At 40.5% G+C, this 24,131-nt stretch carries 27 protein-coding genes, 1 pseudogene and 1 riboswitch; of the genes and pseudogenes, 9 read left to right on the forward strand and 19 right to left on the reverse strand.

Annotated elements, in window-relative coordinates:
* Window positions 1–23: 23 nt before the first annotated feature.
* From MKY07_RS15300 to MKY07_RS15315, 4 genes are all read right to left on the reverse strand, one after another.
* The gene (locus tag MKY07_RS15300; RefSeq protein ID WP_339262934.1) at window positions 24–1,274 is read right to left on the reverse strand and encodes a cytochrome P450; all 1,251 of its coding nucleotides are present in this window, start codon (window positions 1,272–1,274) and stop codon (window positions 24–26) included.
* A 123-nt stretch (window positions 1,275–1,397) separates the two neighbouring features.
* Complete coding sequence (locus MKY07_RS15305) at window positions 1,398–2,063, reverse strand: isochorismatase family protein (protein ID WP_339262936.1); 666 nt, start codon at window positions 2,061–2,063, stop codon at window positions 1,398–1,400.
* A 57-nt stretch (window positions 2,064–2,120) separates the two neighbouring features.
* Window positions 2,121–3,323 carry an isochorismate synthase DhbC gene (gene dhbC / locus MKY07_RS15310; RefSeq protein WP_014822952.1) on the reverse strand — a complete coding sequence of 401 codons (1,203 nt, stop codon included), beginning with the start codon at window positions 3,321–3,323 and terminating at the stop codon, window positions 2,121–2,123.
* Between the two features lie 46 nt (window positions 3,324–3,369).
* Complete coding sequence (locus MKY07_RS15315; RefSeq protein WP_014822951.1) at window positions 3,370–4,158, reverse strand: 2,3-dihydro-2,3-dihydroxybenzoate dehydrogenase; 789 nt, start codon at window positions 4,156–4,158, stop codon at window positions 3,370–3,372.
* Between the two features lie 661 nt (window positions 4,159–4,819).
* On the opposite strand from MKY07_RS15315, the gene MKY07_RS15320 reads away from it, so the two are divergent.
* The 5 genes from MKY07_RS15320 to thiW all read left to right on the forward strand — a co-directional run bounded on the left by MKY07_RS15320 (window position 4,820) and on the right by thiW (window position 9,780).
* Complete coding sequence (locus MKY07_RS15320; protein ID WP_339262940.1) at window positions 4,820–6,364, forward strand: alanine/glycine:cation symporter family protein; 1,545 nt, start codon at window positions 4,820–4,822, stop codon at window positions 6,362–6,364.
* Between the two features lie 113 nt (window positions 6,365–6,477).
* On the forward strand, window positions 6,478–7,233 hold the full coding sequence (locus MKY07_RS15325; protein WP_339262942.1) for a 3'-5' exonuclease: 756 nt from the start codon (window positions 6,478–6,480) through the stop codon (window positions 7,231–7,233).
* Window positions 7,234–7,525: 292 nt separating this feature from the next.
* The gene (locus tag MKY07_RS15330; protein ID WP_339262944.1) at window positions 7,526–8,326 is read left to right on the forward strand and encodes a nucleotidyltransferase; all 801 of its coding nucleotides are present in this window, start codon (window positions 7,526–7,528) and stop codon (window positions 8,324–8,326) included.
* Between the two features lie 79 nt (window positions 8,327–8,405).
* Window positions 8,406–8,978 carry a cupin domain-containing protein gene (locus MKY07_RS15335; RefSeq protein WP_014822947.1) on the forward strand — a complete coding sequence of 191 codons (573 nt, stop codon included), beginning with the start codon at window positions 8,406–8,408 and terminating at the stop codon, window positions 8,976–8,978.
* 120 nt (window positions 8,979–9,098) lie between these two features.
* A riboswitch (TPP riboswitch) is annotated at window positions 9,099–9,188 on the forward strand.
* A gap of 85 nt (window positions 9,189–9,273) precedes the next feature.
* On the forward strand, window positions 9,274–9,780 hold the full coding sequence (gene thiW, locus MKY07_RS15340; RefSeq protein WP_014822946.1) for an energy coupling factor transporter S component ThiW: 507 nt from the start codon (window positions 9,274–9,276) through the stop codon (window positions 9,778–9,780).
* A gap of 296 nt (window positions 9,781–10,076) precedes the next feature.
* On the opposite strand, the gene MKY07_RS15345 is transcribed toward thiW, so the two are convergent.
* The 7 genes and pseudogenes from MKY07_RS15345 to MKY07_RS15375 form a co-directional block, all read right to left on the reverse strand.
* On the reverse strand, window positions 10,077–10,472 hold the full coding sequence (locus MKY07_RS15345) for a VOC family protein (RefSeq protein ID WP_065216864.1): 396 nt from the start codon (window positions 10,470–10,472) through the stop codon (window positions 10,077–10,079).
* 285 nt (window positions 10,473–10,757) lie between these two features.
* Window positions 10,758–11,254, reverse strand: a pseudogene (locus tag MKY07_RS15350) (SRPBCC domain-containing protein).
* Window positions 11,255–11,375: 121 nt separating this feature from the next.
* Window positions 11,376–11,846 carry an S-ribosylhomocysteine lyase gene (locus tag MKY07_RS15355; RefSeq protein ID WP_339262947.1) on the reverse strand — a complete coding sequence of 157 codons (471 nt, stop codon included), beginning with the start codon at window positions 11,844–11,846 and terminating at the stop codon, window positions 11,376–11,378.
* Between the two features lie 16 nt (window positions 11,847–11,862).
* Window positions 11,863–12,603, reverse strand: a complete 741-nt coding sequence (locus MKY07_RS15360; RefSeq protein ID WP_082990870.1) for an amino acid ABC transporter ATP-binding protein — start codon at window positions 12,601–12,603, stop codon at window positions 11,863–11,865.
* Window positions 12,604–12,640: 37 nt separating this feature from the next.
* Window positions 12,641–13,300, reverse strand: coding sequence for an amino acid ABC transporter permease (locus MKY07_RS15365; protein ID WP_061550148.1), 660 nt, complete (start codon window positions 13,298–13,300; stop codon window positions 12,641–12,643).
* A gap of 65 nt (window positions 13,301–13,365) precedes the next feature.
* On the reverse strand, window positions 13,366–14,166 hold the full coding sequence (locus MKY07_RS15370; RefSeq protein WP_008405246.1) for a transporter substrate-binding domain-containing protein: 801 nt from the start codon (window positions 14,164–14,166) through the stop codon (window positions 13,366–13,368).
* 208 nt (window positions 14,167–14,374) lie between these two features.
* Window positions 14,375–15,112, reverse strand: a complete 738-nt coding sequence (locus MKY07_RS15375; RefSeq protein ID WP_339262951.1) for an SDR family oxidoreductase — start codon at window positions 15,110–15,112, stop codon at window positions 14,375–14,377.
* Between the two features lie 44 nt (window positions 15,113–15,156).
* Here MKY07_RS15375 and MKY07_RS15380 point away from each other — a divergent pair, with 44 nt between their 5' ends.
* A complete protein-coding gene (locus tag MKY07_RS15380) occupies window positions 15,157–15,456 on the forward strand; it encodes a hypothetical protein (RefSeq protein ID WP_339262953.1) in 300 nt (99 codons plus the stop codon).
* A 215-nt stretch (window positions 15,457–15,671) separates the two neighbouring features.
* Complete coding sequence (locus MKY07_RS15385) at window positions 15,672–16,124, forward strand: HEAT repeat domain-containing protein (RefSeq protein WP_339262955.1); 453 nt, start codon at window positions 15,672–15,674, stop codon at window positions 16,122–16,124.
* Between the two features lie 86 nt (window positions 16,125–16,210).
* Here the strand turns inward: MKY07_RS15385 and MKY07_RS15390 are convergent, their stop codons facing one another.
* The 3 genes from MKY07_RS15390 to MKY07_RS15400 form a co-directional block, all read right to left on the reverse strand.
* The gene (locus MKY07_RS15390; protein WP_008405253.1) at window positions 16,211–17,314 is read right to left on the reverse strand and encodes a 5-methyltetrahydropteroyltriglutamate--homocysteine S-methyltransferase; all 1,104 of its coding nucleotides are present in this window, start codon (window positions 17,312–17,314) and stop codon (window positions 16,211–16,213) included.
* Between the two features lie 107 nt (window positions 17,315–17,421).
* Window positions 17,422–18,339, reverse strand: coding sequence for a LysR family transcriptional regulator (locus MKY07_RS15395; protein ID WP_014822937.1), 918 nt, complete (start codon window positions 18,337–18,339; stop codon window positions 17,422–17,424).
* A gap of 153 nt (window positions 18,340–18,492) precedes the next feature.
* On the reverse strand, window positions 18,493–18,900 hold the full coding sequence (locus MKY07_RS15400) for a DUF2512 family protein (protein WP_065216859.1): 408 nt from the start codon (window positions 18,898–18,900) through the stop codon (window positions 18,493–18,495).
* Window positions 18,901–19,130: 230 nt separating this feature from the next.
* Here MKY07_RS15400 and MKY07_RS15405 point away from each other — a divergent pair, with 230 nt between their 5' ends.
* Together MKY07_RS15405 and MKY07_RS15410 are read left to right on the forward strand one after the other, a co-directional pair.
* The gene (locus tag MKY07_RS15405; protein WP_008405260.1) at window positions 19,131–19,511 is read left to right on the forward strand and encodes a PH domain-containing protein; all 381 of its coding nucleotides are present in this window, start codon (window positions 19,131–19,133) and stop codon (window positions 19,509–19,511) included.
* Between the two features lie 332 nt (window positions 19,512–19,843).
* Window positions 19,844–20,125, forward strand: coding sequence for a CC/Se motif family (seleno)protein (locus MKY07_RS15410; RefSeq protein ID WP_065216858.1), 282 nt, complete (start codon window positions 19,844–19,846; stop codon window positions 20,123–20,125).
* On the opposite strand, the gene MKY07_RS15415 is transcribed toward MKY07_RS15410, so the two are convergent.
* The 5 genes from MKY07_RS15415 to MKY07_RS15435 all read right to left on the reverse strand — a co-directional run bounded on the left by MKY07_RS15415 (window position 20,122) and on the right by MKY07_RS15435 (window position 24,092).
* Window positions 20,122–20,742, reverse strand: a complete 621-nt coding sequence (locus MKY07_RS15415; RefSeq protein ID WP_339262961.1) for an SDR family oxidoreductase — start codon at window positions 20,740–20,742, stop codon at window positions 20,122–20,124. The two genes, MKY07_RS15410 and MKY07_RS15415, sit on opposite strands and share 4 nt — an antisense overlap.
* A gap of 148 nt (window positions 20,743–20,890) precedes the next feature.
* Entirely contained in the window at window positions 20,891–22,411 is a 1,521-nt protein-coding gene (locus tag MKY07_RS15420; RefSeq protein ID WP_082990869.1) for a class I adenylate-forming enzyme family protein, read from the reverse strand.
* A gap of 143 nt (window positions 22,412–22,554) precedes the next feature.
* Window positions 22,555–22,869, reverse strand: a complete 315-nt coding sequence (locus MKY07_RS15425; RefSeq protein WP_065216856.1) for an excinuclease — start codon at window positions 22,867–22,869, stop codon at window positions 22,555–22,557.
* A 92-nt stretch (window positions 22,870–22,961) separates the two neighbouring features.
* Window positions 22,962–23,786, reverse strand: coding sequence for a cupin domain-containing protein (locus MKY07_RS15430; RefSeq protein ID WP_339262964.1), 825 nt, complete (start codon window positions 23,784–23,786; stop codon window positions 22,962–22,964).
* Between the two features lie 90 nt (window positions 23,787–23,876).
* Window positions 23,877–24,092, reverse strand: coding sequence for a hypothetical protein (locus MKY07_RS15435; RefSeq protein WP_008405270.1), 216 nt, complete (start codon window positions 24,090–24,092; stop codon window positions 23,877–23,879).
* Between the last annotated feature and the right edge of the window lie 39 nt (window positions 24,093–24,131).

A 24,131-nucleotide genomic window follows, 5' to 3' on the forward strand; every position in this document is an offset into this window, starting at 1 on the left:
GTTACAGGCTTAATCAATTCATCTTATACTCGCTGAACATTATTAATTACTACTTTGCTTTTAGGCAAGCTTGGAATACTTACTTTGCTGTAGCTTAAATCCTGTTCCGGAACATCGTATGTCATTTGGTTAACTAGGAAATCCAGACTCACTTTCATCATCTCAATCGTCACCCATTCCCCCGCACAGCGATGGCCTAAATAGTAATCGCCGCCACCTTGCGGAATAAAGCTGAACGGACTGCCATCCCAGTTTTCAAAACGGCTCGGCTGAAACACTTCGGGATTCCCCCAAATATTCGTATCATGATTCGTTCCGTATAAATCCAATAAAGTTAATGTACCCTTTTCAAACGTATAATCCTTCCATGTAAAATCTGTTTTTACTTCCGCAGCGGCAAAAGGGAAGAATGGATAAAAACGGCGCACCTCCTGCACAAACATCTGTGTATTTTTTTCGTTGCCGGATTGAAGTTTCTTCCGCTCTTCCGGATAATGATGGGCAGCCAATGCTGAAAAAGTAATATAGACCGCAATCGCTACAATCGGCCTTAATATATTGATTACTTCTACAGAAGCGACCTCCTGATCAAGAAGATTCCCTTCCAAATCACGATGCCATGAAAACGTATACAGTGCTGTACCTTCTTCGGGATTCAGTTTCCCCTCGCGCACTTGGTCGATGAGGTTCCCCATCCACTTTTCCACCCGGTTTCGTGCATGTCTGCCAGCCCAGTGCGATGGTCCGATTGCCGTCGCCGATTCAAACATCGCTCTAAAATCGTCGGCGAGCTTTTTCATGTCCTTGTCTTCCACCGGTACCCCCGCCCACTCACAGGCAGTACGGCACATAATTTCCAGCGCTTCCTCGTAAAGAACAACGTCGTCCATCTCCTGCCATTTGGTTAAAGCCGTGTCCCACTGCTTCGCGGCAATTTCATTCAGTTTTTTAAGTCGGTCCTGGGACATTATGGACATAAACATCTTTTTCCGATGCTTATGGGCATCTCCATCCAGTGTCTGAACACCCTTTTTGCCGAATAATGTTTCGGCAACACGGTTTGGTGCAACGCCTGCCCTTTTAAACTTACTGTTATCGTAAAAAAGATCAGCCGCTTCCTTTCCGCCCATACAGACCGCCTTTTTTCCAAGCAATCGTGTTTCGAACAGATCGGAATGAAAGCTTTGTCTTCTATTTAAAATATACAAATAGCCTTCTCTCAGAAGATTCAGGCTGTGGTCAATTCCTTCTTCCTTTGGCACCGAATTTGTCATCTACTTCATCTCCTTTTGTCTAAAAACATTGTCGGTAACCAATTCCCTGTTTATTCTTCAAAAAAACTTGCTTCCATTTAAATGCAATAACAGGCGGTGAAAACTTTCACCACCTGTTTATTCTTATACGAGCTCTGCTTCTGCAGATGCCTCACGCTTTAGCTGGTCCATAATTTGTGCTGTAGAATAAACTGCCCCACAGCGACCTGCTACATAGTTGATCGCCATTTCATGCTCAGATTGTGTAAAATCAGCTACCGCATCGGCAATGAAAAAAGGCTTAATGTCCGACATGAAAGCTTCTCCAGCAGTCATAAGGCAACCGATATGGGCGTAAACCCCGCAAATGATTAACTGATCTCGGTCTTGTTCGTTCATCATTTCCAGAAAATTAGATTTTTTAAATGCACTATAGCGCCATTTTTTCAATACGATATTGGCCTTGCCTGGCGCCAATTCATCGATCACTTTTGTAATATTCGGATCGTCTTTTAGTCCTGTTCCCCAAAAGTCAGTCAGTAATGCGCGATCCTCTGGTTTTTGATTTCCCGATTGTGCCGTATAGACAACTGGAATGCCAAGTTCATCGCATTGTTTTCTGATTGCTTTTATATTGGCAATCATTTCACGAACTAATGACGAATCCTTCTCATAATAATCGATAAAATATTGCTGCATATCATGAATGAGTAGGACAGACTTGTTCGGATCGACTTTCCAACCTACTTTATTTTTTGGAAGATTGCTTTCTTTCGGCATTTTATATGATGAGATCGCTGGAATAGCCATCTAAATCACTCCTTTTTCTTTGTTGGTGAACCCTGTTGTAATTCATATAAATAGTCGTTAAATATCCTTCAGCTGCTCTGTATCGATGCCCATTGCGCGAAGCATTGTCTGGAATTTCGCACCCGTCTCAGCCAATTCTTCTTCAGGCTTCGATTCGCTCACAACGCCTGCTCCCGCAAATAATCGTAATGAATCGCCATTTGCCTCTGCGCAGCGAATCGTCACAACCCATTCCCCGTCGCCTTCAGCATCACACCAACCGATCGTGCCTGTAAAGAAGCCTCGGTCAAACGGTTCAATTTCTGTGATTGCCTGTCTTGCCTTTTCCGTTGGTGCGCCACAAACAGCTGGTGTAGGCTGCAGGGCAATGGCTAAATCCAACGATGAGATATCCGCTTTCAGGAGCTCTCCTTTAATGACAGTCGAAAGATGCATCATCGTTTCCGTATACACGACTGACGGTTTTTCCGGGACTTCGATCGTTTTTAGTAATGGACGCAATCCCTTGACGACTGCTTCCACTACGACCGCATGCTCATGTAAATCCTTTGGAGAAGAAAGCAGTTCCTCTTCACGTCTTTGGTTCTCTACCGGATCTTTACTTCTAGGTCTTGAACCTGCCAATGGATTCGCGATGGCGTACATCCCTTGTCTTGAAACAAGCAGCTCCGGACTAGCCCCGATGAGCGAAGCCTTTTGATTTCCGTATTCAATCGGTGCTGCAAACGTATATCCATGTTTGTTTTGATACGCAAGATTACGTAACAGCTGCGGAAGGTCGATCGGCTCATTGAGACTTACTTCCAGTGAACGTGACAGCACAATTTTATCGAGTTCGCCGCTTCTTATTCTTTCAATCCCTTGCATGACACCTAGCTTATAGTGCTCTGGTGTTGGATTGGATACGAGCCGATTGACAGTAACTGATGCTGAACCGGACACTGCCCTTTCCTCCTGCTGCAATGATGGTGCGATTTGGATAGATTCCGGAACAAGTAAACATGCTTTTTTATAGTAATCAAATGGTACTGCGCCCGTTACGACTAATCGTGGATGTCCTTGTTCTTTAGCCTTCTTCAGCGCGCTCGCCACCCTATCGGACAATCCTTCCATCTGGTTTTGATGTGGTTCACCCGTTGGCACATGCATGTATACACCTTTGCCTAATATCGTTCTTTTTGGTGTTTCAATGAAAAAGTCACCAACTTCATACTCATCTAAAAGTTCATGTTCGATTACTACTTTTTGTTTGCTTACCATATTACCGCTCCTTTTCGTTTCACTACTCTGAATTCAAAAGACAGACTTAGCTCGCTCCCAATGTCGCGCCGCCATCCACGACAAGATTGCTCATCGTAATATGACTTGACTGATTGGAAAGGAAAAACAGAATAGCGTCCACAATATTGTCCGGTTGTGCAATCTTTTTCAGCGGAATCCCTACTTTATACGTTTCAGTCATTCCTTTAATCATTACTTCAGCGCCATGATCATCGGACCACATCGAACGCTGCATGTCCGTATCCGTCGACCCTGGTGAAACGATATTGCAGCGTATATTATGCTCTGCCAGCTCTAAACCGAGACATTTTGTAAACATGACCGTTGCCGCCTTTGATGCTGCATAGGCCGCCATAGAAATTCTCGGTACACTTGCGGCATTGGATCCGACTGTTACAATCGAACCTGCTTTTCTTTGAATCATATAACGGCTTGCCGCTCTTGAAACATAAAACACACCTGTCGTATTAATTGAAAAGATTCTTGCCCAGTCACGGTCAGTGAATGATTCGACCGGTCCTGTAGCCAATGTGCCTGCTACATTGACGAGCATTTCGATTGGTCCGATTTCGTTTTCCACTTTCTCGACAACCGCATCAATGGCGTTACTATCTCCCACATCCGCAGGAAATGCGAAAACCTCGTGCCCCTGCTCTATTAAACCATTCACATGGCTTCTCAATTTTTCCTCGTTATAATCGATTACAGCAACTTTTACTCCTAATGTAGCCAAGCTTTTGACAAGGCTTGCGCCAATTCCTTGGGCTCCACCTGTCACAAGTGCAACTTTCCCTCGTAACTCCTGAAAGTTCACTTCAACACTTCCTTTCTCATTTACAGTTATGTAAAGACAGCTTGATTTCTTATTAGAATCAACAATCAATAATGATAATCATTATCAATTGATTCTATTAGCAATGATAGGCCTAACATTTTACAACGTCAAGAGACATTCAAACATTCCAATAGAAAGACCTAAGTTTCGGTTTAGTGCTGATTTAAAGAAGTAATATTCGGCATTTTCGAAAAGTTTATAAGGAAAATTGATTTAACAAAATCCAAATAAAGGAATAAATATAAACTTTCTCTCCTCTATTATGTAGTCTTATCAATTCATTACTGACCCCTAGAGAAGCTATCATTGTGTAAATATTTGGCCAGAAATACATTCTTGGAAAAGAGAGCGATAGGAATATTGAATTACTGCACAATAGATTATGGAACTTCTTCGTTTTTTCCTGTAAATATTTAAATTATTTTAATGTAGAACACCGTTAAATACCCGCTACTAAAACATTCCGAAGCTTTGAATTCCATAAAAATTAATACAAGACTGAAAAATTTTGTTTAACAAGCGCTTGTTTGTGTTAATTACAGTAATAATACTTTTTTTCTGTTAACAGAAAAAAGCTATACATAAAAACATGCATTACAGTTTTACTTAGAAAACGAAATAAAAAGGACGTGGTACATGAATGTTGGAAATCGTTAATTTTTTGAATAAGTATGTTTGGAGTAATGCGTTAGTCTTTTTATTTTTGGCGGTGGGCCTCATTTTTACGTTGAGAACACGATTTGTTCAAGTGCGACGCTTTAAAGATATGATCACATTGCTGTTTGAAAAAAATAATGACAGTGCAGGGATTTCTTCTTTCCAGGCATTGGCGATGTCATTGGGCAGTCGTATCGGTACAGGTAATATTGTCGGTGTTGCAGCAGCCATCAGCCTTGGTGGTCCTGGTGCAGTTTTCTGGATGTGGGTTATGGGATTTTTAGGTGCAGCCACTTCATTTATTGAAATTACCCTTTCTCAAATTTTCAAAAGTAAAATCGAAGGTGAATACCGCGGCGGAACACCGTTTTATATTTACAAAGGTTTGAATTTAAAATGGTTTTCCATTATTTCAGCGACGATTTTAATTATCGTTATCGGTATTTTATGGCCGACAGTACAGGCGAACACGATTGCTTTAACGGTTCAGGAATCATTCAATGTTCCCCCACTTGTAACAGGTTTACTGCTTGCTACATTAATGGCAGTAATTATTTACGGTGGTGTAAAGCGAATCGCTACTGTTTCGGAATATTTGGTTCCGTTCATGGCTTTAGCATACGTGACAATTTGTATCGCATTATTAGTTATTAACATTTCTGAAATTCCGGCGATGTTTTCATTGATTGTGACAAGTGCGCTTAACTTGAATGCTACATTTGCAGGTCTGGTCGGTACAGCCATCGCAATGGGTGTACAGCGGGGTGTATTCTCAAGTGCTGCCGGGTTAGGTACAGAAACGTTTGAATCCGGTGCAACGAGTGTTTCGCACCCTGCCAAACAAGGTTTAGTACAGGCATTTTCTATTTACATCGATACGTTTCTAATCTGTACAGCGACAGCCTTTATGATTTTAATTACAGGTATGTACAATGTTGCGCCAAGTGCTGGCGAGGCCATCGTATCGAACATTCCAGGTGCTAACCCTGAAATTTATACACAGTCGGCAATGAGTACACTGATCTCTCCGGCATTCGGTCAGTACTTTATGACAATTTCATTATTCCTGTTCTGTTTTACTACGTTAATTACGTACTTCTACAAAATGGATACGAACATTGCCTTCATTAAAGAAACGCTGAATATCGGCAAAGCAGGGAAAATTATTACACATGCTGCCCGCCTCGGTCTTCTAGGCATGGTTATTTTCGGTGCAGTGAATTCGGCTACCCTTATTTGGGCGATTACTGATTTAGGAGTAGGTTTGCTCGGCTGGGTGAACGTCATTACGATTGTGCTGCTTTCGAAAACCGCTTTAACCGCACTGAAAGATTACGATACGCAAAAACGTTTGGGGCTTAACCCAACGTTCAACCCGTTAGTGTTAGGCATTAAAAACGCGGATTTCTGGGAAGACCTCGAAGCAAGATCTTCAATACCAAATACCGTTCCTTCAAAAGGAAAAACGGTCGTTGCGAAGAAAGTCCAAGAGCGTCTGCAACCAGTGCCGAATCCGTTTTCTGAGTAATTGATAGGCTGACCATTGCTGAATTTTCCGGTTATGGTCAGTTTTTCTATTTATTATTTACTTCATATATGGTTCAATTATAGAACAAACGTTCCAATCAAGAGGTGAAGTTTATGAACATCGAACGGCTGCATATCCGCATTATGATTACGTGCTCGATTGTCAGCTTTGCCAAACGTGAAGCATTGGCCGTAAGCTATCCGACAGTGGCAATTGATGAACTGGAACAGCACGGCTATATTGCCCGGACGCGCTATGGCCATTATTACAATACGAAGCTCGCCGCGCAGTATTTAAGAAAGTTTATTACAACGTATAGCCCGCGCTTGAAGGTTGCGGAAATGGTGGAACTGTTGGAGCGTGCACCCGAATATGTTGTCGTTGATATCGAAACAACGGGAGGCTCTGCTGCTAGGGGCGATAAAATCGTGGAAATAGCTGCGTTAAAAATTCGCCATGGTGAAACGGTGGACCTCTTTCACCGGTTTGTGAATCCGGAAAAACCAATCAAAAATTCGCACATTCACGGGATTACTAATGAACGTGTCAAACATGAGCAAACGATCTCCCCTGTCATTCATGCGTTTAAAGCTTTTTTAGGTGATTTGCCGATCGTCAGTCATCATATCGGTTTTGACTGGTACAGCTTTCTCGCGCTGGAGTTTTTCCGAAATGGCATTCGTCCAACGAATCCGGCAGCCTGTACGGTACTGCTTGCGCGCAAATATTTGGACAGTCCGAGAAATAATTTAAATGTCATTGCCGAAACGTATAACATCCCGCTTCTTAACCATCATACAGCCGATGCAGATGCGATTTGTGCCAATGAAATACTGCAGCTTATTATGAAGAAAGCGACTGCACAGTAGTGGGACGGTTCCATTAGTGCAATCGCTTTTTTGTTTTGGATTTTATTAGAATAGTTGGGGTGGTTATTAGAAAATGTCGACGAGTTATTAGAACATCGGAGTGCTTTATTTGAAGATGTCGGATGGTTATTAGAACAACTGAGTGATATATTAGAAAATCGCAATTATATTAGAACATTTTTGGTTTTATTAGAACATTGCCGGTCGTTATTAGAACTATTTACATACCTCCTGTTTTATTTGAAACTATTTCCATCCAATCGACGTAGAATAGAACAATGGAGGTGTACGGATGAGAAACTTATCTTCATATCTGATGCTTACCGGGATATTGATCACTGCCCTATGCGGGAACTGGATCATCCTTAATTATGATGGGGTCGTGATTTATCCGAAAGCTTCTTATCTTACTTTCGGAATCGGGTTAGTACTGGTAGGATGCACTTTTGTAATGAATCAAATCTTCAGTTACCGGGAACCGGAAAAAGCACATACAAAAGATAAACGGCATGCATTAAACGAATGGCTTACTGCTAATCAGCCAGTTAATAAATGGTTGTTTGGACTCGTTATTCTCCCGCTTGTGATCGCACCGTTTTATAGCTGGACGCTGTTTTTTACGATGTTGGAATGGTATTTATTTTCAGGGCTTGTATTAGCCGGTATTATTTACATGCTGAAAGGTGACAGAGTAGAAGACAATAAGGATTGGGAGTTTAAGGGGAAGACAAAAAAGTTGCTTGATCTGATCGATTACCGCAAACACCCGTTTAATATTTCGCTTATTATCTACATCATGGTCATTGTCAGTTTTGTGTTAAGCAAGGGATTGGATATTCCGCTCTATATGGAAACAGGAGGCAACTCGCGCTACGTTACTTCTTTGCCAACAATTTCATTTTTAATGTCTTCCTTAATGGTCGTGAGTACGTTTATTTATATTATTAGTCATGGGAATTTCTTTGGTTTTCGTAAAGCTGAGTTAAGTTATGAAAGAGTCATGTTCGTGCACTTTACAGAAATTATTGTATGTGGTGCTACCCTGTTTATTTTAATTTTCACATTAATCAATGCGTTGTATGTGTATTTTTAGATGGATGGCTACTAACGACAATAGGCACACACTGGTAAATTATTGCATATTTTAACTACAATAAAAAAGAGGTGAACTATTGAATCCGAATCAAGATTATACATCAGTGCAACCCCAGTTTACATTCGACCTTAATAAAAACCCGTTGTTCGTTAAAGACCAGCATAATTTTATTAATGTAATGGGCGTCAACCAGTTAAATACACTGGATAATATATCGCTGCTTGATATTTATTTGAGTGCCAATAATGTCATTGAACCGCACTACCACCAAAATGCGGCGGAACTTGTTTATTGTATTGCGGGAAGTGCGGTTGTTTCGATTTTGAATCCGTTTACGAAACAGCTAATGCATTTTCCGATTACCCCCGGCCAGGTGGCGAACGTTCCTCAAGGGTGGTGGCATTACGAAGTCGCCACGCAAAACAACACGCATCTGCTCGCCATTTTCAACGCACCGACACCTGAAGTCATTTTAGGTTCCGACCTCCTCAAGCTGACACCAGCAAATATTATGGCCCACACATATGGGATGAACGAAACTTTATGGACGCAGGCAGTTGCACCGGTTCGGCCGAATACGTTCATCGGTCCACCAAACCCATGGCAGCAAGTCCAGCCCGGCAATTATGGCGGTGGGTATGAGCAGTAGTTTTTCTCGGTCAAAGGAATCAAATTTCAAAAATGCATTTGCATAATGAAACGGCCGTGTTATGATAACTGTGAAATTAACCTAATATTGGAAGCAGGTAATCTGCTTATAATTGAATATGAAAACTACTAGGGGCGCCTGTTTGGCTGAGAAGAACCCTTTGCACCTGATCTAGGTAATACTAGCGTAGGAAAGTAGTGTCGATCCCTTTTTATTTGTTTTAGGCTGCGATACCACTTTCTTTAGTTGAAAGTGGTTTTTTTGTTGCAAAAATTTATTGTAAAGGATGGAAGAGATGAATAAAACGAGGAAGCTTACGTATTCAGCCATTATCGCTGCACTTACAACGATTCTCAGCAGTTTTGTGTACATCCCTTTAGGTTTTGCCAAAATATTTCCGATTCAGCATTTTGCCAATGTCGTATCGGCGGTGTTGCTCGGTCCATGGTATGCGGTATTACAGGCATTCCTTACATCGACATTGAGAAACTTAATGGGGACAGGCAGTATATTTGCTTATCCGGGGAGTATGATCGGTGCCTTTTTGGCTGCATTTCTGTTTGCTAAAACGAAGAAGTTAGCGTTTGCGGCAGTAGGTGAAGTAATCGGGACCGGGTTGCTCGGTGCGATGGCTACTTACCCGATCGCCATTTTATTTTTAGGTCAGGAAGCGGCGCTGTTCGGTTTTGTCCCGGCATTTATGATGAGTTCTTTTGCGGGGGCGCTTTTAGGCTATGGCTTGCTGAGGATTATGGTGAGAAACCGGGCGTTTGGCGGGATGCTTTATCAGAATGCCGGGTGAATGGAAGGTTTTTATTAGAAATTTTTGTGTCGATATTAGAACTCCTTGGCGGGATATTAGAACTTCTGCGCATGATATTAGAACAGATTGGTTTGTGATGGATATTAGAAGATTGCAGGGGGTTATTAGAACTTCTGTGGACGATATTTGAACATATTAAAGACTTATTAGCACAATGTACAATTATATTAGAAAATCTCACTTTTATTAGAAGATTTTAAAATATATTAGAACAACTCAGACCTTTATTAGAAAATGAAACGCCGGGTATCCATTCAGACACCCGGCACATTTTATTAAGGTAAATTAATCTGCCAAGATACTCCGTAACGGTCATTTACCCAGCCGAACTTCTTACTGAAACCGTAATTATCGATTGGCATTAGCGGATGCCCGCCTTCAAGCAATTTTTCATAAAGATGGTCGGTTTCTTCTTCCGTATCACACGTAATAAAAATAGAGAATGACGGTGTGAAGTCAAATTCATGCTTAATATTACTGTCAATGCACATAAATTCCTGACCTTTTATCGAAAAAGTGGCTTGCATGACTTTTCCTTCGTCTCCGCCTTCATTTGCCCCGTAGCGTACAATGCTTGTAATTTCCGCATCATCGATAAGTGATGTATAGAAGTTCATCGCTTCTTCAGCAACACCGCCTTGAAACATTAAAAATGGTTTTGCGCTTTTCATCGGACTCTTCCCCTTCTTAATTCAAATTTGCACCACTTCAATTTAGCCTATTTTAACCTTTTCCGCGAACTTTTCTCCCTATAAGTTAGAGGCATCTCCTAACTAGACGATGCCTTTGGTTTAATATTTAAATTTCGCGATGAGCTGTTGTTCCGAAGATGCGGCTACTTCTTCAGTTACCGTATAAAGATCTGGTAGAACAATTCAACATTTTATTAGAAAATCTTCCCCGAAAATTCAATCACCGGATGGTCATGACCCCCACCCGGTGTTTCATTATACGCCCTAACCTTGATAGCTCACTTTTCCGGTCTCAACTAATTCCTTCAGACCCATGAACATTAAGTTCCAGCCATGTTCTGTGCCATCTCGCATTTCATCTAGAGCTTTTACGATGTCAGCTTCTGTCCATTGCTCTTTATTTTCAACATGGATCAGTTGGGTGAACGTCATTCACTGCCTTGTCCCAACTCTTTCAGCTCCACTGTGATTGTATCTTCCAGTTCGCTGAATTGCGGCATTTTAAAAGTGAAGACGATTTTTTCAGGCGAATTGATTTCAACGTAGTCCCCGATCGCCCGGTAGTCCACTCCTTGCCGGTGGTCTACAATTTCCCAATTGCCCCCTACTTTTGGGTCATTTTGTGCAACCTTGTTCGTCCCTTCCAATGTAAAGAACCATTTTTTCATCGTTACAGGATTCAACCATGCGTCAAACACTTTTTCAGGCTTTACATTAAATTCTCTTTTCATTGTTAATGTAGTCGTTGAGGTATTGTTCATTCAAATTCTCCTTTTAGTTACTTTAGTTTATTAATAACCTATTCACAGGAACTTTTAAAACAATTGCTCCAATAAAAAAGTCTCCTGCGAGATTATCCTCACAGAAGACTTGCTTCATCAATTATTCCCCAAAAACAATATGCCACTCATCGCGGCCAGCTAAAAATTCCTCAGCCAATGCCTTTGCGCCTTCTAAGCTATGGCTTGCTGCCCAGCCGCATTGTACTTCATTACATGCGGGTACCGATTCCGCCTTCAATACATCCTTCAGCGTATTTTCAATAATCGTTAATACGCCGTCATAGTCATTGTAGTTCAGTAATGCCAAGTAAAAGCCTGTTTGACAGCCCATTGGCGATAAATCTACGACGGCTTCACTATGATTACGGATACGGTCAGCCATTAAATGCTCTAATGAGTGAAGTGACGGCATTTCCATATGCGCTTTGTTCGGCTGTTTGAATCGGATATCGTACTTTGTTACGACGTCGCCTTTTGCTCCTGTTTTCGTACCGGCAAGTCGTACGTATGGTGCCACTACTTTCGTATGGTCTAAATCAAAGCTCTCTACATTTGTTTTCTCTGTTGTCATGTTAAATCCCCCTAGATTAGATAAACTGCATCGATTTTATAAATTGTTGAATCCGTTCATTATTGTTTGCTGTAAAGAAGTTTTCGGTTACGCCGTCATAGCCGATTTCACCGTTTTCCAGAAATAGAATCCTGTCTGCCACTTCGCGCGCGAAATTCAGGTTATGCGTCACGATAATCATCGACTTGCCTTCCTCCGCCAAATCCTTCAGCACCTTCAGCACTTCTCCTTCTAGTTCTGGGTCCAGTGCACTTGTCGGTTCATCGAACAGTAAAAACTGCGGCTCCATTGCCAATGCTCTTGCGATGGCAACACGCTGCTGCTGCCCGCCGGATAATTGCGAAGGATACTGGTCTGTTTTATGACTCAGGCCAACCTTCTCCAATAACTGCTGTGCCTTTTGTCTTGCAATTTCTTTGTCCTGCTTCAAAACGGTAACTGGCCCTTCCATCACATTTTCAAGCACTTTCATATGCGGGAACAAATTGAAGCTTTGGAATACCATCGCCGTATTTTGACGAATCGAAAGCAAGTTCTTCTGAGAAATCGGCTTGTTCAGTTCAACTGTCTGGTTCCCGACTGTCAGAACGCCTTTTTCAGGTCGCTCCAGCAGATTGATACAGCGCAGCAGCGTTGATTTCCCTGAACCGGATGGACCTAAAATAACCGTTGTTTCGCCTTCATGAAATGTTAAATTAATATTTTTCAATGCCTCGTTCTCGCCAAAGAACTTAGACATCTGCTGAAATTGTACGATAATAAGCCCTCCCTTTTAGCGCTTCACGTTACCCGACTTATATATATTTTGATGCGTATTTTTCCAGTCGGCCTTGAATGACCATTAACACACTAATAAAGATTAAATATATAACTGCACAAAGCGAATAAATCATAAGCGGCTCATACGTCCTTGCTGTAATTTGCTGTCCGACCATGAATAGATCCGCAAGTGTGATACTGGCTACTAAAGATGTCCCTTTTACCATATCAATAAAATCATTGGCTACTGGCGGCAATGAAATACGAACAGTTTGCGGTGCAATGACACGTCGCATCATCTGCCAATACGTCATACCGAGTGATTCTGCTGCCTCCCATTGCCCTTTTGGAATGGCCAAAATTGAAGCTCGGATCGATTCAGAAGCATATGCACCCGTATTCAGCGAGAATGTAATAATTGCCGCTGTCCACGCATCAAGGGTAATCCCCAGTTTCGGTAGACCGAAGAACACTATAAATAATTGCACTAATAATGGTGTTCCGCGAAACACCCATACGTAAGCACCGAATATCCATCGTAAAACCCGGTAATTCGAGATTCTTGCTAATGCCGTCACAACTGCAATGACTAATGCAATGGCAAAAGCAATGAGCGATAGCGGAATGGTAACAAGAAGTCCTGCTTTTAAAATCGGCCAGATCGAGCTAAGTAAAATATCCATTTCTCTACTCATCCACTAACACTCCTTTCTGTAATGAAAGCCATGTAAAAAAGGAGGCCGTCGAAACGACCTTCCCATTAGTTGTTTGAAATAACATTTTCACCAAAATATTTTTCTGAAATTGCTTCGAATGTACCGTCTTCTGTACGTTCTTTAATAATTTCATTTAACTTCTCACGGAACTCATCGTTTTCTTTATTTAAGATTAATGCAATATCAGTTGAATTGATCGCACCGTCCAGCACTTTCAACTTCGTGTCCGGCTGCTCCTGCAAGTATGTCAGGAATGTCACTCGGTCATGGATTGTTCCATCTGCACGTCCCTGTACTACTAGCTCGATTGAACTCATCAGATCATTTGTTGCAACAACTTCTGCACCAAGCGCTTCTGCATCGCGGGCAAAGTTACTTGTAATTGTTTGTGAAGATTTTTTGCCTTTCATGTCTGCCGGCTCTTTAATTTCTGTATTATCTGTGTGCACGGCTACTACCGCTTCCGATTTCATATATGGAATGGAGAAATCGTACTTTTCTTTACGCTCATCTGTAATCGATACGTTGTTAATAACAAAATCGTATTTATCTGTATCCAATCCTGCGATCAATGAATCCCATTTTGTTTCAACATATTCTGCTTCAACACCTAGGTCTTTTGCGATTTGATCGGCAATCTCATATTCAAAGCCTGTTAATGCACCTGATTCATCATGGAAGCTGAACGGAGGGAATGTTCCTTCAAGACCGATTTGAATTTTTCCATCTGCCTGGATTTCCTCTAATTTATTCTTTGCCTCGCTTGCATTTTCATCTGATTTGTCGCCACCACATGCTGCTAAAACGAGCGCCGATAATGTAACGATTGATAATAATTTCTTCATTCTAATTGCCTCCATTATTAATTCCTAGTTTATTTATAAGCTTTATATTATAACAGAGTAACAGCAAAAACAATCTTTATTTTCTGAACAATAATTAAATTTAGAACTTTTAATTAATACGGACGGGAAAATGGGTTAAATACATAAAAAAGTGCCAATTTCCCTAAATGGAAAATTGACACTTTCATGTGATTTTACTGTCTTACTATTATTCTTCATAAATCATTTTCTTCGTCATCCCGCCATCGATTGTCAGATCCGTCCCTGTAATAAAATCATTTTCCGGGTTAGCTAAATACAGACAGGCACGGGCAATATCATCGGGTTTGCCGACACGGTTTGAAAAATGCTGGGCGTGGTCGGTAGGTCTGAGTGCATCGTAATCTCCTGTTTCAATCCATCCTGGCGAAATGCTGTTTACCGTAATATTCAGCTCACTGAAAGAACTTGCCAACGCATGTGTCAGTGCAAGGATACCGCCTTTTGATGCCGCATAGCCTTCAGAATTTGGTTCGGACATGACTGCACGGGTTGAAGCAAGATTGATGATCGCCCCGCCGCTTTTCATAAGTTTTGCCGCTTCACGTGAACATAAAAAGACGCTGCGCAAATTCGTCTGGATGATGTCATCCCAGTCTTCGAGCGATAATTCCAGCGGTGAAATCCATTTCGCTTTCCCCGCATTATTGATCAAAATATGAAGCCCGCCAAAACGGCTTGCTGCCATCTCCATTGTTTGGCGAACATTCTCTTCACTGCGCACATCTGTCTCTATAAAAATGGCGGAATACCCTTCTGTTTGAAGCTCCCCTGCCAGCTGGACACCTAAGTCGTGCTCAATATCCGCGATGACCACATTGGCACCGGCCTTTGCGAAATGGGTTGCGACTGAACGACCGATACCTTGCGAAGCACCTGTAATGACGACTGTTTTGTTTTGGAACATGTGATTTCCTCCTTTATAAATTGCTTAGTAAAAGTGTAACTGAAATGGTTTGGATTTTCGTGCTTGGGGTTGTCCTTTTTGGAATGGGTGTGGAGTTTTTCAGGTTGCTTGGAGGTGATGCGGGTTTAATTAGAACTTTTGGGACGGATATTAGAAGAGTTGCGCTCGATATTAGAACTTCGGCGGGGTTTGTTAGAAGATTTCAGGTTGTCGGGCATTTATTGAGGGGAAAGCTGTGTTTTTCAGATTACTTGCAGGCAGTGGCGGTTTTATTAGAAAAGTTCGGGTACTTATTAGTAGAGTTATACCGGATATTAGAACATTCAGGTGGTTTATTTGAATAGTTGGAGCACTTATTAGCAAAAATATGATTTATATTAGAACATCTCACTTTTATTAGAAGATTTTTTGGGATATTAGAACAATGTAGGGCTTTATTAGAACATCCTCACGGCAATCGAATCTGTACATCTAATGCGACGAGTAATTGCTTCACTTTCATGCTATAATAGATGGAGCGGATCATTGCTAGTAAGGCAATGACAAAGGAGACAAAATAATGAGTCAACAAAATCAAGAATCAACACAACAATTACCTGAAAATTTCAGTGAATTAAAGAAAGCTGTAAACCGTACAGCAGATTGGGAAGCACGTTTAGATGCGGTACAGGAATTAGCGAAAATTAAAGCCGATGAATCGATCAAAATTTTGCAATATGTAGCGAAAGCCGATCTGGTAACGAAAGTGCGCGATGCAGCAGCGAAACAATTAAAGAAAATGGGTCAGCAAGTGGAAACATCGGAAGCACCTAAAGGCGAATTGTTCAAAGACCTTCGCAAAATTTTCAAACGTATTAAGAAAAGCTTACCAGCAGATCACACGTATGAAGATTTCAAAGTAAAACTTGAAAAAATGCGTATCGATATTTACAACACATACGAAGGCGAAAAAGGTGCACAATTTGACGCTTGGCTGAAGGATATGTGGGAAACTACTGAAACAAGAAAATAATTTGCAAAAGAGAACACGAAATGATTTTCGTGTTCTCTTTTTGTAGAAACAGCCGGCACCTTCTCACGGCGCCAACTGTATTCAAATTATCCCCAAATCTCTTTTGAAATATCGACAATATACTTCAGTTTCGCCCATTGTTCATCCTCAGTCAGGATATTTCCATGATGAGTTGAAGCGAATCCACATTGTGGACTTATACATAATTGCTCCAATGGCACATATTTTGTTGCCTCTTCAATACGAGCTTTAATATTTTCCTTCACTTCTAATTCACCATGTTTGGAAGTGAATACGCCAAGTACTACTTGTGGTCCACCATTCGGAATGTAATTCAACGGTCCGAAATCACCCGAACGATCATCATCATATTCCAGGAAAAATCCGTTTACTTTTTCTTTTGCAAACAATGTTGGCGCAATTTTAGCATAGCTTCCCTCGAACGCCCACTTTGAGCGGTAGTTGCCACGGCAAAGATGAGTCGTGATGATTAAATCTTCCGGCTTATCCTCTAATACTCCATTTGCAACACGAAGAGCTAAATCGATTAACTCTTCACGGGAATACCCGCTATCATTGAATGGAATTTCCGGAGCATTCAATCCGGCAATGTACACATCATCGAGCTGTAGATAACGGCAGCCTGCATCATAAAAGGCTTTGATGGCATCACGGTATGTGCTGATAATATCCTTTGAGTATTCTTCAATATCCGGATAAATATCCAAATTGCGAATACCCGCATTAAATAACTGGTTTGGGCTTGGAATGGTTTGTTTGGCAACAGCTCGGTCTCCAACTATTTCTTTAAATTCGATAAAATCTTTAATATGTGGATGATCTGGGTTAAACGAAATTTTACCGATTACCCGCACATCATATCTTTCAGTTTCTTCGCCTTTGAATGAGAAGCCTGAATCTGGAACATACCCCTCGACTCCATTTAAATGTTCAAGGAAATCTGTATGCCAAAATCTGCGGCGAAATTCTCCGTCCGTTACTGCTTGAAGGCCTACTTCAATTTGCTTATCAACAATTTTCTTAATTTCCTCTGTTTCGATGGCATGTAATTCCTGTTCCGAAATATTGCCTCCGTTGAAATCCTTTCTTGCTTTGTGGATTCGCTCCGGTCTTAATAAACTCCCAACATGATCCGCTCTAAATGGTGCCTTTATTAATGTTTTCGTCATATACAATCTCCCACTTTCCCTTTGGTTTTCTTAACGTAAAGCTAGTGTAGCATGGGAAAATTGTTATTACGTAACACCTAAATCCTATTCCTTGTTATAGTCTTAAACTATAACTGAACGATTTCTTGTTCAACAGATTCTTTTAAATACTGTATATACGTATTCGCCATTGTACTATTTGTAACATTTTTATGAGTTATATACCCAACATGAATTTGTTCGTCCACCTTTAAAGGAACCGCTATAATGTCCTTACTGTTTAATTTATGACTGATCACCCCTGTGGAAATCGTATAGCCATTTAACCCGATCAGTAAGTTAAATAATGTGGCACGATCGGTAACCTTTATATTTTTCGGTCTGGAAAGCGTGCTTAAAATCTCCTCCGAAAAATAGAACGAATTATAATCCCCCTGCTCATAGGAAAGGTACGGATAAGGGTCCAGATCCGATAATGTGACATACTCCTTTTTGGATAGCGGGTTTGCCGAGCTAATAAATATGTGCGGCTTTGCTGTAAATAGCTCATGAAACTGTAAATTGCCTTCTCCTAAAAACTTGCTGATTACTTTTTTATTGAATTCATTGACATATAAAATGCCGATTTCGCTCCGTAAGTTTTTGACATCCTCAATAATTTCATAGGTTTTGGTTTCTCGTAAACTGAACTCGTATTTTTCGATATCATAGTCTTTTAATAAGCGGACAAATGCACTTACCGCAAATGCATAATGCTGGGCAGATACACCAAAAAACTTTTGCGGAGACGTTGTATTCGTATAGCGACTTTCTAAAAGTTCCGCCTGCTCAACAACTTGCCGGGCGTATCCTAAAAACTCCGAGCCTTCAGCTGTAATGATAATCCCCTTGTTCGAACGCAGAAAAATTGTAATTCCGAGTTCTTCCTCCAACTCTTTTAGTGCATTGGACAGACTCGGCTGACTAATAAACAGACTTTGTGCCGCTTTATTGATTGATTGACTCCTTGCTACTTCTATTACATATTTTAATTGTTGTAATGTCATTTTTTTATCCTCTTCTTTCTCTTAAAATGTCTTGTATGTTATAAGCTTTACCATATAATGCAACTGCGATAAAAACAATCTTTCCAACGCAAAAAAGGCGCTCCTATTAAAAGAAAGCGCCTAATTTCTTCTTTTCGTATATTAAAAACTATATTAATAGTCTCTTTGCGTATTTCTTGGGGCATCTGCCGCTTCAAATACTTGTTTATCAATGTATTTATGGAAGAACCATTCCCCTAAACCGATGACTACTGCTGAAACAACGGCAGCTGCTACAATACTTTCACTATTTTCAGCAAAGCTTAGTCCCATAAAGTAAATAACAATAGCTGCTAACAGGACATCGGACAATGTGGCGATAATATTTCTTTTATCCTGCTCTGTACGAGCACCCGTATTTTGGAAAATTCCTAAGTCCCCTACAACATAAGCTAAAAGTGTTAACACTAAACTGATTACTAACGTGTCGCTAAATGCGAAATCAAAAATCCCTGCAAGAATAATACCTAAAACCGCCGCAATCATCACAAATTTAATAACCAAGGCCTTAACATGATTCATTTAGAATCCCTCCTTAACTTTGTTATAAAGCTTTAATACCCAATTCTAATATTTTTACGCATTTCGACGGAAAATTACTATATTTTTTTAATAGAAAAGTAGCGGCTCTTCTTTCACCAGTCAAAAAGTTTTACTGTCTTGGAATGATTTTATTCGGTTGCAAGTATATCTTTAGAAACAATGTAAAAAATAGCAGAGATTAGAAAACAAAATGGTTGGGGTGAAACATATTGGGTATTTTTGACGGTTTAATGGGGAATGCCAGTGAGTTGAAGGCAGAAGACGTTCAAAAGGAAATGGAAGAAATCATCACGAGTAATGAAGTGGTCAAACATGCTTATAAAGTCATCCGAGATACGTTTATCTTTACAAACAAACGATTGATTCTCGTTGATAAACAGGGGATGACTGGTAAGAAAACTGAGTATTTGTCTATTCCCTACAAAAGCATTACAAACTTTTCAATCGAAACGGCCGGAACGTTCGATTTGGATGCAGAATTAAAAATCTGGATTTCCGGTAACAGCATCCCTATTCAGAAGAAGTTTAACAAAGCTACAAATATTTATGCGGTTCAACGGGTTTTAGCAGAAAATATTTTGTCGTCTTGATTATTGGGAAAGACGCAAAACGAACGATTTTGTAGGCTCCTTTCGTGGAGAATCAGAATCGTTCGTTTTTTTGTTTCTTTTATCATTTGTGATTTATGATATGGTAGAAGCAAGAAGGATATTAGAAGATTTTCCGTTATATTAGAACATTTCCGTGCCTTATTAGAACTTCCGCAGGACATATTTGAACATCGGGTACACTTATTAGAAGTTCGTACATATATATTAGAAAATCATACTTTTATTAGCACATTTTTTAGTTTATTAGAACATTGAGCGGTGATATTAGAACTTCTTCCAACCACACGCTCTACGAAAGCGAGGAACCTTTCATGCAAATCGAACTCGATACAAATACGAAAAAATGGATACAGTCAAAAGGCAAGCCGGTTTCCGTAAAAACCATTTCGGTGAACGCCTGCTGCGCCCCGCCTGTCCAGGAATTAATGACCCACTTAGGTAAGCCGAAAGATGTGCATAATTATAAGGAAATCAAAATCGATAACCTGTCCGTTTTCGTTGAGAAGCATCTATCACATAATGAAAAAATCACACTGAAGCTTACAGGCATCGGGGTTTTCAAAATGATTTCGGCAAAGTTAGGGAGCAATTAATAAGCGATCCCCACACGCGCTTTTATATAATCGCTGCTTTGCAGTAAGCTGTAGGCAAAATCCGCTGTATCCGGAACTGAAATTTGGCTGCCGTCTACCGGTAGAAAATTGCGTTCTGTACGGTATTTCCCGAGCTTTTCTCCATCTGGCAAATAGGTAGGGCAGACAATTGTCCAATCAAGGCCGGACTGTTGCAACAATTCATACGCTTTATGGTGTTCTTCTGCAGCTCGGGTTAACTTTCTTTTTGATTCACTTGACTGATAACGCAGCAGTTCCGGGCTGACCCGACTTTGCAGGATGCCGGCAGTACCGATTGTGATAATACGTTTGATGCCTTCCTTTTTCATTGCATCAATAACTAGCGGCATACTCTCGGTTAAAGTCGTTCCCCCATCTGTATTCAGTGCACTTAACACTACATCCACTCCATGCATCGCCCGCTCAACATCTTCTTTCTTCAGCACATTTCCTTGAATAACTGTTAAATTTTCATGATGATTTTCAATTTTGTCCGGTGTCCGAACGAGAGCTGTCACATGATGGCCATCCTGAAGCGCATTCATAACTAAATGACTTCCAACTCGACCTGTTCCGCCTACAATTAATAAATTCATTTCTAAAACCTTCTTTCTTTCTTTCTTTCTTATCAAGATACGACCTTAAACTTACTTTATTATAATGGTCTTCATAAAAAAAATGAGAAACTCAATGATTGCCTAGTTTCTCATTTCTGTTTCCCCATATCGAAATTATATTAACGCCTTAAATAATGTGCTCCTTTTCTTTTGCTCTTAGCACATGTTTCAAAATTTTCCCTGATGGATTACGAGGCATCTCTTTTACAATTTCCACTATGTGCGGAACCTTATATTTCGCTAATTTACTCCGTGCATGGTCAATAATTTCCTGCTCTTTAATCGCGCCTTCTTCTGCTAGGACAACAATGGCTTTAGGAATTTCACCATAAATCGGATCTGGTATGCCAATAACAGCCGCATCGATTACTTGCGGGATTTGATACAAAACATTCTCGACCTCAATCGGATAAATGTTTTCCCCGCCCCGGATAATTAGATCTTTCTTACGATCTACAATATATAAGTAACCATCTTCATCGAGCCGGCCTAAATCACCTGAATAAAGCCAGCCATTTTTAATTACTTGCATCGTTTCCTCATCATTTTTTAAATAACCCTTCATAATTTGCTCACCTTTAATGCAAATCTCGCCGATTTCTCCAACAGGCAGGTCTACACCGTTTGCATCCACAATTTTCAGCTGTGTATTCGGTAGGGCTTTACCGACTGACCCTGCTTTAGTGAGCACTGCTTCATCTGGCAATTCCGTTGCACCAGGGCTACTTTCGGTTTGACCGTATAAATTATGGAACTCCACTTTGGGAAAGGATTCTTTAAGATTTTTAATAATTTCATGCGGCATTGGTGCTGAACCGTACACCATTTTCCTTACATTAGGAAATGCCTGATTCGCAAAATCAAATTTACTTAGTAATAATGCATACATTGTCGGAACACCAGAAAACACGGTAATCTTTTTCTCAAGGATAGTAGGAATAGTACGATCCGGTATGAACATTTCATCGATTACTAATGTCGCGCCACAATAAATCGTTGATACGGCGATTACATGTAAGCCTGCACAATGGAATAATGGAATTGAAATGTAGACACGGTCTGACTTTTGATAGGCGATACGTCCCGACCATTGCTGCACAGCACTGATGACATTACGGTGGGTTAGCATGACACCTTTGGGACGCCCTGTTGTACCAGACGTATAAAGTACCAATGCCGTGTCGTTTGCTTTGTTTTCAACTGGTTGAAGCTCCATGCCACTAGCCTCTGCTTGCAGTTCAGTCCGTGTTTGTGTCCATTCAAATTCATATTCAACCTGCTGCAACGATCCTTCAAGACGCTCATCATAGATTAATCCTTTTGCTTCTGAATGATTGAAAATATATGTCAGTTCATCTGGTGCCAACTTCGTATTGATAGGAAGTAATGTACATCCCGCAAGCTGAACACCATAATACACCGCCATAAACAAATCGGAGTTTAGCAGCATAGAGGCAACGATATCTCCTTTTTTCATGCCTTTACTTTGTACGAATGCTGCAACAAGCTCAACCTTTTTGTAAAAAGCCTCATATGAGATTTCATCGTTATTAAATGCCACCGCAATTGCTTCAGGTGTTTGTTCCACTTGTGCTTTCAAATAATCCGTTATGAACATGCTTTCGCTACTAAACTGATGTTGATTCATTCCCACTCATCCTCCTAATCGGTATTAAAATTCCCATTAGAAACTAATTCTCTTTAATGAGAGTAAATCCTTCTTTCACTCATCCAGTGTAATCGCCCCCAAAAAATAGGAGATGAGAGAAATAATCTCCCATCCCCTAATAATTATCCTTCAATATAATTCGCTTCCAAGCCGCGCGCTACTTCCTTCGTTTTATCCATAACTGCCCGATGTGCCGCCGCAACATATAGCTCGCTTTCGTAAAAACGGAATGGTATTTCCTGGCCTTCATATTGCCACATGAAGAAGTGGCCGTTAATTTTCATATTGACACCGTCTTGTGTGACACTATAGAAATCTCGGTATACGAAATCCGGTTTTGTCGCAAAGAAGTTTTGGCATTCCTGTAAGCTGAGCGTAGGATTCCCTTCCTGATCATGACGTGTAATTTTATATCGTGGATTCATTCGTGTATTCATTAAAAATCTCCTTTAATAACCATCTATCGTTTCATTATAGTTGGTTATGTTAGTTAAGGCAAAAGAGATCGTTCAGGTTCCTTAACGCTTCACTACATATTTTTGCTTTGCTGCAGAAGTTTAGACTTCCCGGACCGTTCCCACTCTTCCACTGTCTCATATGCTTCTTCCGGGGAGTATCCTTTTCCTACTAGAACGCCCATCAGAATAAATTCCTGAAGAATATGAGTAGTGTTTATCCCTCTTTGAAAATCTTCTAATCCTTCTTTTACTAAAAATTCGGTATGCCGTATCCATTCATCCGGCGTCTTCCCAGAAATAACAGGGAATTCATTGCTGTGACCTCCGCCTTCTTTCATAGCCATTGCTTCAGCTTTCGTAGGGTGAACCGTTCCGAATGGATGGTTCGGCGGAGCGTAGATAGAATATAGTTTTAGTGGGACATTACCGGTATTCGTTAAGTTATGCCATGTTCCGGCAGGGATAAAAATGGCAAAGTCATCCTGGACATTTCTTCTAAAGTCTAATTGATCTTTATTTTTGCCCATTTGAGTTACCCCTTGCCCTTGCTCTATCCGTAAAAATTGATCGACATTCGGATGAATCTCCAGTCCAATATCTTCTCCCGGCTCCAGACTCATTAATGTAAGCTGCAAATGTTTCCCAGTCCATAAAGCCGTACGATACGTATTGTTTTGCTTTGATGCCTCGTTAATATTGATGACAAATGGGGTCGTTCCATAATCCTTTAACATCATTCCATTATTACCACCGGAAACAGGAGAGGGATTTAATTGATTTATAGAAACAGCCCCATATGGGTATGTCCAGTAAGTCGGGGTTCCAACATAATTATACGGCGAAGAATTCACATAATATGGCGCTTGATATGGATACCCATAAGATTGATAATACATTTCTTTCATTCCCTTCACAGAATCATCGTATTATCTATCATATGCGACTGTTTTAAAAACGCCTATTATAGAATATAGTTACCTGTCCCTTCATTTGCTTGTATCATAATTTATGTTCATTTTAAGTTCGTTTAAATCTTTATCAATTTTGGATATTACTCTATGTAACTCTTCATTTTCCGAAGGGGTAAATGTTTCGCCGCTGCGTTTCCTTAAAACTACTGCTTGATTTATGAGTCTTAAACATGTTTTAATCAGTGCCAAATCCTTTTCGATCGCCTCTTTGCTTATGTCTATTTCGCCCATTTATAACACTCCCTTCCATAAATTATATAACAGGAAGCA

The organism is Solibacillus sp. FSL W7-1472, assembly GCF_037969775.1.
Classification (GTDB): Bacteria; Bacillota; Bacilli; order Bacillales_A; family Planococcaceae; genus Solibacillus; species Solibacillus silvestris.